This window comes from Paenibacillus sp. PK1-4R (assembly GCF_030369595.1).
Taxonomy (GTDB): domain Bacteria; phylum Bacillota; class Bacilli; order Paenibacillales; family Paenibacillaceae; genus Paenibacillus.
Map to the genome: position 1 here is coordinate 994,817 of NZ_CP126535.1, position 13,487 is coordinate 1,008,303.

Below are 13,487 nucleotides of genomic sequence, written 5' to 3' on the forward strand. Positions count from 1 at the left end.
CCAGGCATGGGGAGCATAAGGCCGAGCGAATGAAGGAGGGAGTTTAAATTAGGGAGTTGGTGGTTCATTTGTTAAAAAAGAGCACAGGCCACCCCGCTGATTCGGGACAGCTTATGCTCTTTCTACATATGTATCTACTTTTTAGTCGAGACTCAGGTCGAAATCAGGCTCACACATATAATCTAATGGGTACAGATCATCTCGGGCCGAGATTAATGCACGGAAATGCAGATCCCTGATACCGTGCTCAGTTGCACTTTCATCTGAGCGATTGGAGACAAGTTCAGCTACCACAAACACATCTTCTGCGAGGTTACATCTAAAAAGAACATTCTTCGGATGAATGACTTCCTCCAGGTAACTGTATGTCATCACGTGAAATGTTTGTCCGCGCCAGTTTGTCTTGATTACTTTGTAGGACTGTGTGCGAACCAGATCCAGATAACGTTCCAGCTGGAACGTATGTTCAAATTGCGTAATATAACCTTTTTTATCTACATCAATCGTAAACTCTACATCATAGCTCACATGCATTTCATCTTTATAAGTTCCGTTCATGACCTTCATGGCGTCAAAGTGTGATCCGAATTCTGGATCCTCCACATAGGGAATGGTAACGAGTTCGGGATCAACATGATCTGTAATCTGGTTGTTACTGGAAGGTGGGGTGTAATACTTCGATGGCTGAAGATCAATCGATCCAATCATGCTTCCTGGGAAACCGGGGCTGCAAGTTATTCGCATAGTCATCTCCTTAGTTGTTGATCAGTAGTTAGACGAACGAATAAGAATAAAGTTGCAACAGAATAAGGAAATGAAAGATCGAGCCAGTAGTTCACACTCCTGAGAAAATTTAGATCAGAGTCAGTATATTAATACTTCTTTATTTGAGATTTTGTTATATTCAGAAAAATATACTCTATATTTTTGATCTTTTACAATCCAAATTTCGTTAATTGTTTGTAGAGGGGGTGAGGGAGCGTTGAATGATGAAGAGCTTATTCAAGAAATTCGTGAAGGTAGCCGAGCTGCCATGGAAGTACTGGTGAAACGGCATTATAAGTCGATATTTGCTTATGTTTACCTAAAAACTGGAGAGTACCATACTGCTTATGATCTCACTCAAGAGGTATTTGTAAAAATGATGAATTCCCTGAACAAGTATCAGAACACAGGACAATTCAGTCACTGGCTACTGAAGATTGCAGTGAACCATTGTAGAGATTATTATCGTGGGCGGGAGTTCAAGCAGCAACAAAGAGAGAGTGAATTAACTGAGGATGCGTTCCCTGCCAGTGAACAACAGAATGTTTGGAATATTTTTCATAAGCGATTTCAGAACGAGCAAGTCATGCGGGCAGTATTAAGTTTGCCTGATCACCAGCGAGATGCAGTCATTCTAAACTATTACAATGGATTGAAGATCAGGGAAGTTGCTGAACTTACGGGAACCAACGAATCGACCGTAAAGTCACGCATTCGATTGGGGATAACGAAATTAAAGGAGATTATTGTGGGAGGTGAACGGGATGAAAAGCAGAGGAAACGGAGATGAATCGAATCCTGTAGCAGAGTTGGAAATAGAAGAGTACAACGAAATTGCTTCATATCTGGATGAGTATCCGGTTGAATTTCCATCCGAGATGGAGATTGACAAGACAATTAGAATACTGGATACATATATGCCAGAACACATGAATGCTCACCTGAAACAAAAATCATCTGGGAATTCAGTTAAGGAATTGTTCCAGTTAGTTTATGGTGAGGTTGCTGTCTTCCACAAATCTTACTGGTTAGTCTGTTCAATGCTCTTGTTGTTCGGCTATTGGCTAGGTACCCACAGTACGACAGACCCGTACATGAGTGTGCTCTTTATAGTTCCTGTTCCATTTGTACTTGGTTTGCTAGAAGTTTTCAAAGGTCGAGATCAAGGATTAATGGAAATCGAACTGACCTGCAAAATTACAGCACAGCAACTGATGCTTACCCGTCTAATCGTAGTGCTTATTGGGAACATGGCGTTTGTTTTTTTGCTTAATTTACTTATATCAAGCGAAACAGGTATTTCCATATCATGGAGTGCTATCAGCCTTTCGTACACACAGCTTATGATCGCAGCAGGTACAAGTCTATGGCTCGCGATGCGTGTCAGAGGTGGGACAGCCGTCAGTATCTTTTTAATTGTATGGTTCGCACTGGTTTGGCTTGTACTAAGTAATCCCGAATTGAAGACCCTACTTCAAACGATCCAGCCCACAGTACTTTTAGCGATGGCTCTATGCGGAGTTCTACTATTAATCAGTCAGATCTATGAGATGGCAAGAAAATATACATTACAGACAGAAAGAGGTTACTCCTTTGATACTGACCATGGATAACGTATCCAAGAAATACAGGAACAAGTTGGCGGTAAAAGAAGTCTCACTGGAACTATCCAGTGGTGGTGTTTACGGTCTCCTTGGGCCGAATGGAGCAGGGAAGACAACATTGCTTCGCATGATAGTAGACATTTCCAAGCCCACGTCTGGACAAATTTTGTTGAACGGGCAGTCTATCCAAAACATGGGAGAGCGTTATCGAAGTTTGTTAGGCTACATGCCGCAACGATTTGGATTTTATAACCGATTCAGTGCTTATAAGTTTCTCATGTATATGTGCTCTTTGAAAGGGATCGGTATTAATCAAGCTTCAGCACGTGTGCAGGAAACGTTAGTGATGGTGGGCCTTGGAAATCAAGCACAACATAAAATCCGCACATTCTCCGAAGGAATGAAGCAGCGATTGGGAATTGCCCAAGCTTTGCTGAATGATCCACAAATTTTGATTCTTGACGAACCTACAGCTGGATTGGACCCCAAAGAGCGCATTCGATTTCGTAACATTATCGGCGGGCTGGGAAGAGATCGTATTGTAATGTTATCTACGCATATCATTTCTGATTTGGAGTTTTCATGTAAGGAGATGATTCTAATGAATGAAGGGCAGCTCATCGCCCATAATACTCCGGAAGAGATTATGAACCGGATGAAAAATACCGTATGGAAAGCGAAATTGAATTCGCAGCAACTTGCTGATCTTACCTCCCATTTCAAAGTAAGTGGTTTGTCTTATGAGTCAGATGGAATAGTAGCGCGAATTCTGGCCAAAGAACAGCCTGTTCCCCAAGCCGTACCAGAATCACCTCGGCTCGAAGATGTATATATGCACTATTTTGGAGAGGAGACGAAGTCTTGATTCGTTTAACTCAATTCGAGTTTTATAAAATTATAACGCGTAAAAGTATTGGTATAGCAATGTCTATTTTAATTGTTTTTCTAGTCGTATACTCTTTTTGGAGGCATCCTGGGATAATGGATGGTTCCGCTTTTTACAAACCTTATGAAGGACCTATTACAACAGAGAAGGTAAAAGTCGCACATAATCAATATGATTCCATTTGGGATAGTACCAAAGGTAGATACCAGTATGGTGCATTTTACGATATTGTGTTTTTTTCTCCAGAAACGATGAAGAACAGCACACGATATGATGATCGTGGCAACATTTTGGAGCGAACAGTGAATGTATCCGAGATTTATTATAATAAACCTTGGGGCTACCTACTGGAATATATTGATCAATTCGGTGTAGTTTTTATGATGATTATGATTCTGCTGGGGTTGGCTCCAGTATTTACCGAAGAATATGTACTAGGTACAGCATCATTACTGCGTAGCAGCAAAAGAGGCAAAAGCAAGCTCGTATCAGCAAAATGCATTGCTTCCATATTGTACGTTGTGATGTGTGTCGTTTTATTTACTGGGGTAAACTTGGTTTTATATTGGTTAAGGTTTGGTAATCTGGCTGGGGCGGATACTTCCATACAGAGCGTGGGCATGTATGTTTACAGCTTTGATTATGAGTTCTCACCGTATACGTTTACTGCTTTTCAATATTATTTAGTTCAATTGTTTACTCATATAGCAGGTAGCATGGTCTTTGCATCTATTGTTTTACTGGTATCCGTTCTAAGTTCTACATCCTTTATAGCTATAATTGTGAATACTTTGATAGTAGGTCTGCCATACTTGGCCTTTGACGTATTAAATTTAAATTCCGGGTCATTAAATTGGGTCGAGAAATTTTCGATAAGTACCATGATACGGGTAACAGGGCTTTATCGAACACCATTAAACTATTCCTTATTCGGCCTGAATATGTCTTATTTAACCGTATATATAATTGTGATGGCTTTCATTACTGCTTCGACTATACTTGCCACATATCGTATATTCCACAGCCGGGAAGTGTTTTCTTGAGTGAAGCTATGAGTTCCTTTTTTGAGAAATAAGGTTCGCAGTTACTGCGGGCTTTTTTTATTTGCAGGAGTACCGGTACTATTTCCAATCTATCTACTCTTTTGATACAGTAACTGTAGGACATATCGGAGGTATATATCATGTATGGAACAATGTTTTCATGAATGGGTCATGGAGAACCATGCTCCATATCGCCCTCAGAGAGGAGTCCATCTAATGAATGTGAATGATAAGGTGATCGAACAGCAGTCCCTTACCTTTGTGGGCATCAAACGAACGTTCTCTTGTGTGGATGGAGAGAATTTAAGAGAAATCCCAAAGATGTGGCAGGATGCTTTGGCAGAAGGAATTGAGGAACATTTAAACGGGTTCAATAACGGAGCCATTCCCGGTCTGGTGGGCATCTGTGTAGATCAGAGAGAGCTGCAGGACAATCAAATGGAGTACTGGATTGCTACCTCTCACTCTGGTGAAGTGCCTGAAGGTTTGGTGTCCATCGAACTTCCCGCGTCCCATTGGGTTGTATTTGAAGCGGATGAATTAAAGCCGGAGGCGATACAACGGTTGTGGCACCATATTATGACAGAGTGGTTTCCTTCCACTTCATATAAGCATGCAGGGATTCCGGAACTTGAAGTGTATAGAGGTCACGGCACACCTCCCCAAGTCTGGATACCTGTAAAATCTGTGTGAGCAAAATTGAATTAGGAGGTCTACGATGTTATCCAATAAAGTAATTGATCATTGCCAGGAGCAAGGCTGGTGGCATGAAGATGTTCCAGCAGCATACGAAGAAGCATTGCGGAAGCTTGAGATCGATCTTCAGTCGGATTTCGCACAATTTTATTTACATGCAGAGGATGGACCGACTTTTTACAGCAGGCATCAGGAGTTGTATCAGATCTGCTGGTTTATGGAGAACACCGTATATATGGAAGACATGAATGTAGCACAGCTTACACTGGGACTTCCCGAGGCGTATATTCCACTGGACAGTTTTGAAGGTGAAGGTGGATTTTTCTACAACCGTCAGACGGGAGAAGTGGTGCTGGTGGAACTGGGCGAATCGATTGAACGGTTTCTTAATGGTGAGAGTGAGCCGCAGTGGGCTGATTTCAATGCTTTTCTGGAGTGGTATTTCGTCCTGGAGGAGGAGACGGTGCAATGAAAGATCTGACACCGGAACATGCCGAACTGGAGCGACAAATTGTAGAAACGGTAGAAGCCGGTAATGTGCTGGATGAGACGCAACAACATGAACAAGCACTTATCTATTATGATCAGGCATGGGGCATGTTGCCCGAGCCTAAGATGGAATGGGAGATTGCAAGCTGGATCGCATCCTGTCATGCGAATGCACATATCGATCTGAAGCAGTATGAACTGGCGAAGCCGTGGGCTGAGATATCGTTAAGTACGCGGAGTTCGGATAGAAGTACGAGTCCGTTGATCGATCTCGGCATGATCTGCATGAGACTTGAGCAGCATGACGAGGCGTATTCGTATTTGCATCAGGCGTATGAGTTCGGCAAAGAGCGGGCATTCCAGGGAAGCCCAAGGGACGTGTTGAACTATTATAAGGAAGAGCGCGCCAAGCGTACCTAGAGTGATTCCGACCATACCATGAAACAAAAAGGGTACCCCGGTTTGGCCAAACATGACCACAGGAGTACCCTTTCGAGTTGAATATTCGTTTATTACTTATTACAGGATGTTCCACTTCATCTAATCCGAAATGTTACGCGTATAGTATTCAATAATATCCTTACGACGGATAATACCGAGGAAGACACGATCGACATCCACCACAGGCACAAAATTTTGGTCTGCTGCAAGTGTCAGCATATCCTCCATTTCAGCCTCAATGAATACACATTCATTATATACCCGATTGTTAATCTCATGGACTTGAACCTGATCCATCGTATCAAAAGTCAATCCGGGTGTATTTCGCATTTTCCATAACAAATCGCCTTCGGACAGGGTAGCAACATATTTTCCATCCTGGTCAATCACGGGAATGGCGGTGTAGTGTTGCGATTCCAATTGCTCAATAGCATCTTTCATGGAAGCGGTAGACTTGATATAGGCCACTTCGGCTTTTGGGAGTAAAAAATAGCTGATTTCCATCATCGGGCTCCTTTTCAGCCTTTTGCATAGCAAAAAAGCTTTAGTATGTAATCTCACTCTTCTTATTTAAACATATTATGTGAGCTTTCGGCTATTTTTAATGATAAATTCGTCAGATTTGTTTCATTGTTTAAATGACTCTGGAAATCTATAGTGTATATTAGAGGTGATGTAACCATGAAATCCAAACGTAAATTAATGTACGGACTGCTGCCCATCTTATTTGCAGGTGGAATCGGAATGTATCTATACATGCAGAATAACAAAGAAGCAGAGGCCAAACCCCAGACTACCGTGAATCAGTACATAGAGCATCTGCAAAAAAAAGAATTTGACCAGTTGTACACCTTGATGACACCTGCTTCGCTGCAAGAGTCGGGCATGAACAAGGAACAATTTGTTGAGAAATACAATGCGATCTATTCGGGTATGGAAGTATCCACCGTCAAAGCGGAGGTTAAGCCTATGGATGTTGCCGAAACGGCTTCCGATGGCAGTAAGACCGATACAGAGAAACAAAACAAGGAAACGTATGAGGTCGATTATAATCTGCAACTGACAACTTTTTTGGGAGAAGTCAGTGAGACGCATACATTGAAACTGGTCCGGCAGGAGCTTGAGGACGGCAGCAAAAACTGGCAAATTAACTGGCAGCCGTCACTGATCCTGAATGACATGGTTAAGGGTAGTAAGGTACGAGTGAGGACACTGTTCCCGGATCGTGGAGACATTGTAGATCGTGATGGTTTGCCACTCGCTACCAAGGGAACGATGAATGAATGGGGCATTGTACCGGAGAAACTTGGTGATAACCCGGACCAGATGATTACCCGAATCGCGAGCCATTATCAGGTTTCGGAAGATGCCATTCATAAGGAGCTTGCTCAGACATGGGTGAAGCCGGAGTATTTTGTCCCGATTGGTTCAACGGAGGAGTTTGACGTGCCAGAATCTTTAAGCGGGGTTACGATGCAAAGCAAGGAAATCCGTTATTATCCACTCGGCGAGGCGGCTGCGCACCTGATTGGTTACGTGCGCAAAGCCACCAAGGAAGATCTGGATAAGGATACGGAAGGGTATTATCGTGCCGAGGATTGGATCGGTAAAGCGGGTTTGGAGCAGTCCATGGAGAAACAGCTGCGTGGTGAACGTGGTGGTCTGATCGAAATCACCGATGAATCCGGTAACTCCCGTTCTGAGCTTATTCGTAAGGATGCTGTAGATGGACAGAATGTTCAGCTGACGATTAGCTCCAAACAGCAAAAGAAACTGTATCAGACATTATCCAGCGGAGGAGACGCAGGTGCGATGGTTCTGATGAATCCGACGGACGGCAACCTGCTGGCGTTGGTTAGTGCGCCTTCCTATAACCCGAACAAGATGGTTACAGGGCTTACTCAGGCAGAGTGGGATGCTTATTCGGCGAATGAGAAGCTTCCTTTTATCAACAGAGTCACTACCCGGTATGCACCAGGATCAACCTTCAAAGCGATTACAGCCGCAGCGGGACTGATGGAGAAGGTGACCACAGCGGACAAAACACATGATATCTCTGGCTTGCAATGGCGCAAAAATGATAGCTGGGGCGGTTACTATGTTAAGCGTGTGAAGAGTTTATCCCCGGTTAACATGGTCGATGCTCTGGTGTACTCGGACAATATTTACTTTGCCATGGAAGCGATCGAGATGGGCAGCGCCAAGTTTATTGATGGGATCCAGAAGTTTGGTTTTGGCGATAACTTTGGACTGGATGAACTGTATCTGAAGCCAAGCCAATATGCCAATGAAGCACATCTGGATCTGTCGTCTGAGGTATTACTCGCTGATACGTCCTACGGGCAAGGGGAGATGTTGATGTCCCCGATTCATCTGGCATCGTCATTTACACCTTTTATTAATGAGGGGAAACTGGTGAAACCTGTTCTGATCGAGGGAAAAGAAAGCACTGAGCCTGAGGTAATCATTACTCCGGAAGCCGCAAATACGGTTAAGGATGCATTGGGAGAAGTTGTTTCCCGGCAGGGAGGTACCGCCCACTCCTTGAACTCAATTCCTGTGGGACTCGCGGGCAAGACAGGAACAGCAGAACTGAAAGCGAAGAAGGGAGAGAAGGGACAGGAAAACGGATTTTTCGTAGTATTTGATACCGACTCTCCGACCTTCCTGTTATCCGCTGTAATTGAAGAGGTGAACGGCCGAGGCGGAAGCCACTATGTCGTGGATAAATTAAAGCCTTTTTTGGAAAAGTTGGAGATTGCGCAGTAACTCCGATTTAATATATAGCCTCCGCAAACATAATGAAAAGACCCGGTCACCATGTTATAGTTCGAACATGAGACTGGGCCTTTTTTGTTTCATTTTATTCAATATGGAATCATTTAATTCCGAGCAGTAATCACAAGTTGGAATATCACTAATTGTATTCAATTGACAGCGTATTCGCGAGGTGTTATTTTGAGGTGGAATCTATTCTATGAGTTCGAGGTGATCCATGGTGGCTATTCGTGCTAAGCAGATTTTTGTCAATTTACCTGTTCAAGATTTGAAGAAATCCGTTGAATTTTTTACCAAGGTGGGGTTTGAGTTTGACGCCAATTTTACGGACGAGTCTGCTACTTGTATGATCATTGGGGAAAATATTTACGCCATGCTTCTGGTGGAGGAACGCTTCCAATCCTTCATCTCGAAAAAAATCTCCAATGCTGCCGATACAACCGAAGTCATCGTTGCCCTGTCTGTAGATAGCCGTGAGCAGGTAGATTCGATTGTACAAGCTGCCCTTGATGCAGGAGCGAAGCCATCCAACGAACCGCAGGATCACGGATTCATGTACGGATGGAGTTTTCAGGATCTGGATGATCATCTGTGGGAAGTCTCCTATATGGATCTAAGCGCTTTTCCTTCGGCGTGACAAAATGAAAATAAGTAGAACCTTCCTATAATATAATAGGAAGGTTTTTTTGCATCTTTTCTTCATCCATTTATTATCGGAAGTATGCATTCACACATCCCCATGTACATGGACATGAATAGGATAACCCGAGCTTGTTAAAAACGATCACAGGGAGATGACCATGACTCGTTCAAACGTGAAAAGTTATCGCTATCGTATTGGTAAAAAGCAATATATCGTAATCCAGATTCACCAAACCGCGAAGGGTTATGCCGACTCAGGAAACGTACTTGCAAGTAATGCAGTCAACGTGCAGATCATGAAACAGAAAGGTCGCCGTTCTTCTCGCAGACGTTAGTCTGGCAGCAGAAAAAGAGAAGTGGGGAGGGGGATGAATGATGAGTACACGTAAAAAGAAAGCAAAACAGGTTAACCGGGTGGACGTGGACAAAAGCCGTTTGAAATTCCAGGCACGACAGTCAGCCAAAGCTTCGGTTGGACAGGGCGGTAATGCATTTGCGATCAATGCCAACGAACTGGGCAACATCCGGGTGCGCGCAGGACAGCAATAATAAACTAGATCGAGGTACCATACGAGAATGGTCAACTGAAAATATTGCATGGTAAAGGTAAAAAAGTGAAATGATTGTGGAGGGAGAGTTGGCCAATGTGCCAATTCTCCTTTTTCATTGCTTATATTCGATACATCTGTTAAAATACAGAACGAATGTTCAGTATGTATGGGATGGAGTGAAATGGAATGAATATGAATAAAAAGCAACTTCAAACCGAGCAGACCAAGAAGAAACTTGCGGATGCTTCCAAAGCCCTTTTTGTACAAAAAGGTTATAAAGCAACGTCCATTGAGGATATTGTAGCTGCGACGGGCAGCAGCAAGGGCAATATATATTACCATTTTAAAAGTAAGGAAGGTCTGTTCCTCTATCTAATCGATGAGTGGGACCGGGAGTGGGAAGAGAGCTGGGCGGCCAAAGAACATCTCTATCGCACCTCCACGGAGAAAATTTATGGTTTGGCGGAACAATTAGTTCTGGACGATATGAATCACCCGCTGACGAAGGCAGCTGATGAGTTCTTCACAGGGGAAAAGAAAGAAAATGATATTGAGGAGCGGATCTCCTTAATGTTTGAGCGGCATATTCAATTTAATAAACAAATGATAGAGCAAGGCATTGAGAGCGGTGAGTTCAAGGCAGACAATGTAGATAATCTCGCACTGATACTGGAAAGTACCATTATTGGTCTTAGTCAGATGTCGCGGGGGATGGAGCCTGATCAGGCTCTTGCGTTATACCGCCAGGCCGCCAGTGTATTCTTGCACGGGATTGCAAAAGATAAAGCTTAAGCAACATTTTGACAACTACGGAGGATGGAATCATGGCATTACTAACACGGAACAGGGGCGCATTGCTGCTGTTAATGTTTAATATTTTTCTTGTTTTTACGGGTATTGGTCTGGTTGTACCGATCATGCCTGCGTATATGGATCTCCTGCAGATCACCGGATTTACGGTTGGATTGCTGGTAGCGGCATTTTCCTTCACCCAGTTTCTGTTCTCCCCGCTTGCGGGTCGTTGGTCGGATACCTGGGGACGTAAAAAAATTATCGTTGGCGGCATGCTCATCTTTGCCGTATCCGAGTTTATGTTTGGTGCGGTCAATGCACCAGTCTTGCTCTTCGCAGCCCGGATGCTTGGTGGTATTGGTGCGGCGATGATCTTCCCGGCAGTTATGGCATACACCGCAGATATTACAACAGAGGAAGAACGCGGTAAAGGTATGGGATTGATTAATGCAGCGATTACAACCGGATTTATTATCGGTCCGGGAATTGGTGGATACATCGCAGACTTTGGCATTCGAATTCCGTTCTACGCCGCTGGGGTTGCCGGTTTGCTGGCATCCATCATTACATTGATTATTTTGCCTGAATCCACGCGAAGCACAGGAGAACAAAGTAAACCTATCCCTGGTTTAACGAAGGCCAAAGCTCCGGGTATGGTATCCCAATTGCTGAATTCATACCGTGAACCGTACTTTTTCAGTTTGATTATTGTATTTGTTATGGCATTTGGTTTGGCGAACTATGAGACGGTATTTTCACTGTTTGTGGATCACAAATTTGGCTTCACGACCAAAGACATTGCATTTATCATTACATTTGGTTCAATCGCGGGTGCGGTTGTGCAAGTATCTCTGATCGGTTGGTTGCTCAATCGGTTTGGTGAAAAGATGGTCATTTCAGTCTGTCTGTTATTTGTAGCCGTATTTGTACTGTTGACCTTGTTTGTAAGTACGTACTGGATGATTCTTGTCGTAACGTTTATCGTCTTTCTGGGTATGGACATTTTACGTCCGGCGATCAGTACACAGATGTCCAAACTGGCACAAGAACAACAAGGCTTTGTGGCCGGATTGAACTCGGCGTATACCAGTTTAGGGAATATTGCAGGTCCGATCGTAGCTGGAGCATTGTTCGATGTGAATATTAACTATCCTTACGTTTCGGCAGCTGCTGTTCTGGCCATCTGTTTCCTGTTATCCCTACGGGTACTCAGAGGGGCCAAAGTGGTAAAGCAACCGAAGGCTGAAATGTAATTTTATAATTGGAAAAGAAAGCTTCCACATCCATGCATCAACACCAAAAAAGTCGACTACACATGAAATATGTGCAGTCGACTTTTTTAATAGTTCGGTATTAACGAATTTCTCCATTCGTTTCAATCAGTTTTTGATACCAGTGGAAACTCTGTTTGCGGATACGTCTCAATTCCTTGATATCGAATTCCTCACGATCCACATAGATGAATCCATAACGTTTGCTTGATCCTTGATGTGTGCTAACCAGATCGATCGCAGACCAAGGGCAGAAGCCAAATACATCCACGCCGTCCGTGATCGCCAGTTGAATCTGATCGATATGTTTCTTGAAGAACTCAATACGATATGGATCGTTAACCACGTCGCCTTCCTCCAGTTTATCAAAGGCACCCAGACCGTTTTCTGTAACAATCAATGGCAGGTGGTAACGGGAGTAGATCTGACGCAGGGTGGAGCGGAAGCCGACCGGATCAATTTCCCAGCCAAACTCCGTTTTTTGCAGATTGGGATTCACAGATCCTCTATATGCGCCCGGTTCACCTACGATTTCATGCTGGTCTCCTGTATGGGAGAAGTCATTACCATCGTTCAGACTTTCACCAACCGTTTGGGAAGTATAGTAGTTAAACGCAATAAAGTCAGGGTTTCCTTGCGCCAGGATATCCATATCTCCGTCTTCAATGACAGGTGTATATCCTTTCTCTTCGAGATAACTCCAGGCAATATGATTATAACGTCCATATACCGCCATATCGAGATAGAGCCAGTTACGAATGGCAGCATAGTTATCGGCCGCGAGTGTATCTTCCGGTTTGGAACTCGCCGGGTAGATTACACCGATGTTGGGCGCTGGGCCAATCTTGGCTTCAGGCAGCATATCATGACACAGGGCCATGGCTTTAGCTTGAGCAACCAGCATATGGTGATTTTGTTGATACAGTGTTTTTTGCGGATCAACAAGTGTTGTATCCAGTGTACCCAGAGAGCCGGGATGCAGGATCAGCATATTTTGTTCGTTAATGGTCAACCAATATTTGACCCGATCTCCGTAGTTCTCATAAAGGGTCTTGGCATATTGTTCAAAAGCATCAATCGTTGCACGGTTGGACCAGCCACCTTTTTCTTCAAGTGCATAAGGAAGATCGAAGTGATACATCGTCACAATGGGTTCAATACCGTATTTAATTAACTCATTAATGAGAGAATCGTAAAAGGCGAGCCCCTTCGGATTCACTTCACCCGCTCCTTGCGGATAGATGCGTGTCCATGCGATGGAGAAGCGGTAGGCTTTAAAGCCCATTTCGGCGAGCAACGCCACATCTTCTTTGTACATATGATAGTGATCACTGGTTACCTTGAAGTCGGTTACGCCTTCCACATGGTTGCCCATGTCGATAACAGAAGGGCCTTTGCCATCTTCATTCCAGGCTCCCTCGATCTGATAGGCAGAGGTTGAACCTCCCCAGAAGAAATCTTTAGGAAATGGTTTCAGTTGAGTATGTTTCATGGTTAGTTCCTCCTAAGTTGAATTCATAATATATAAG

General features: G+C 43.7%; 16 protein-coding genes. 13 read left to right on the plus strand and 3 right to left on the minus strand.

Annotated features, from left to right (window positions below; translation table 11 throughout):
• Nucleotides 1-141: 141 nt before the first annotated feature.
• On the minus strand, nt 142-744 hold the full coding sequence (locus QNO02_RS04160; protein WP_091038915.1) for a hypothetical protein: 603 nt from the start codon (nt 742-744) through the stop codon (nt 142-144).
• Nucleotides 745-982: 238 nt separating this feature from the next.
• Here QNO02_RS04160 and QNO02_RS04165 point away from each other — a divergent pair, with 238 nt between their 5' ends.
• From QNO02_RS04165 to QNO02_RS04195, 7 genes are all read left to right on the plus strand, one after another.
• The gene (locus QNO02_RS04165; RefSeq protein ID WP_289391183.1) at nt 983-1,555 is read left to right on the plus strand and encodes an RNA polymerase sigma factor; all 573 of its coding nucleotides are present in this window, start codon (nt 983-985) and stop codon (nt 1,553-1,555) included.
• A complete protein-coding gene (locus tag QNO02_RS04170; protein ID WP_289391184.1) occupies nt 1,530-2,378 on the plus strand; it encodes a hypothetical protein in 849 nt (282 codons plus the stop codon). The genes QNO02_RS04165 and QNO02_RS04170 overlap by 26 nt, the downstream gene beginning before the upstream one ends.
• Nucleotides 2,359-3,234 carry an ABC transporter ATP-binding protein gene (locus QNO02_RS04175; protein WP_289391185.1) on the plus strand — a complete coding sequence of 292 codons (876 nt, stop codon included), beginning with the start codon at nt 2,359-2,361 and terminating at the stop codon, nt 3,232-3,234. The genes QNO02_RS04170 and QNO02_RS04175 overlap by 20 nt, the downstream gene beginning before the upstream one ends.
• Nucleotides 3,231-4,298: a hypothetical protein gene (locus tag QNO02_RS04180; protein WP_289391186.1), complete on the plus strand. Its 1,068-nt coding sequence runs from the start codon at nt 3,231-3,233 to the stop codon at nt 4,296-4,298. The genes QNO02_RS04175 and QNO02_RS04180 overlap by 4 nt, the downstream gene beginning before the upstream one ends.
• Nucleotides 4,299-4,514: 216 nt before the next feature.
• Nucleotides 4,515-4,991, plus strand: a complete 477-nt coding sequence (locus tag QNO02_RS04185) for a GyrI-like domain-containing protein (protein WP_289391187.1) — start codon at nt 4,515-4,517, stop codon at nt 4,989-4,991.
• 25 nt (nt 4,992-5,016) lie between these two features.
• Nucleotides 5,017-5,466: a hypothetical protein gene (locus QNO02_RS04190; RefSeq protein WP_249913495.1), complete on the plus strand. Its 450-nt coding sequence runs from the start codon at nt 5,017-5,019 to the stop codon at nt 5,464-5,466.
• Nucleotides 5,463-5,903 (plus strand): hypothetical protein, encoded by a 441-nt coding sequence (locus tag QNO02_RS04195; RefSeq protein WP_133387315.1) that lies wholly within the window; start codon nt 5,463-5,465, stop codon nt 5,901-5,903. The genes QNO02_RS04190 and QNO02_RS04195 overlap by 4 nt, the downstream gene beginning before the upstream one ends.
• A gap of 120 nt (nt 5,904-6,023) precedes the next feature.
• Here the strand turns inward: QNO02_RS04195 and QNO02_RS04200 are convergent, their stop codons facing one another.
• A complete protein-coding gene (locus QNO02_RS04200; protein ID WP_047840578.1) occupies nt 6,024-6,428 on the minus strand; it encodes a CBS domain-containing protein in 405 nt (134 codons plus the stop codon).
• 177 nt (nt 6,429-6,605) lie between these two features.
• On the opposite strand from QNO02_RS04200, the gene pbp4 reads away from it, so the two are divergent.
• From pbp4 to QNO02_RS04230, 6 genes are all read left to right on the plus strand, one after another.
• Nucleotides 6,606-8,693 (plus strand): penicillin-binding protein PBP4(5), encoded by a 2,088-nt coding sequence (gene pbp4, locus QNO02_RS04205; RefSeq protein WP_289391188.1) that lies wholly within the window; start codon nt 6,606-6,608, stop codon nt 8,691-8,693.
• Nucleotides 8,694-8,922: 229 nt separating this feature from the next.
• Nucleotides 8,923-9,339 carry a VOC family protein gene (locus QNO02_RS04210; protein ID WP_091038947.1) on the plus strand — a complete coding sequence of 139 codons (417 nt, stop codon included), beginning with the start codon at nt 8,923-8,925 and terminating at the stop codon, nt 9,337-9,339.
• A gap of 163 nt (nt 9,340-9,502) precedes the next feature.
• Nucleotides 9,503-9,679 carry a hypothetical protein gene (locus tag QNO02_RS04215; protein ID WP_176873166.1) on the plus strand — a complete coding sequence of 59 codons (177 nt, stop codon included), beginning with the start codon at nt 9,503-9,505 and terminating at the stop codon, nt 9,677-9,679.
• Nucleotides 9,680-9,716: 37 nt separating this feature from the next.
• Nucleotides 9,717-9,893: a hypothetical protein gene (locus tag QNO02_RS04220; protein ID WP_249913492.1), complete on the plus strand. Its 177-nt coding sequence runs from the start codon at nt 9,717-9,719 to the stop codon at nt 9,891-9,893.
• A gap of 194 nt (nt 9,894-10,087) precedes the next feature.
• Nucleotides 10,088-10,687, plus strand: coding sequence for a TetR/AcrR family transcriptional regulator (locus tag QNO02_RS04225; protein WP_074096742.1), 600 nt, complete (start codon nt 10,088-10,090; stop codon nt 10,685-10,687).
• A gap of 32 nt (nt 10,688-10,719) precedes the next feature.
• Nucleotides 10,720-11,940, plus strand: coding sequence for an MFS transporter (locus QNO02_RS04230; RefSeq protein ID WP_289391189.1), 1,221 nt, complete (start codon nt 10,720-10,722; stop codon nt 11,938-11,940).
• Nucleotides 11,941-12,040: 100 nt separating this feature from the next.
• Here QNO02_RS04230 and QNO02_RS04235 read toward each other — a convergent pair whose 3' ends face one another.
• Nucleotides 12,041-13,450 (minus strand): glycoside hydrolase family 1 protein, encoded by a 1,410-nt coding sequence (locus tag QNO02_RS04235; protein WP_289391190.1) that lies wholly within the window; start codon nt 13,448-13,450, stop codon nt 12,041-12,043.
• Between the last annotated feature and the right edge of the window lie 37 nt (nt 13,451-13,487).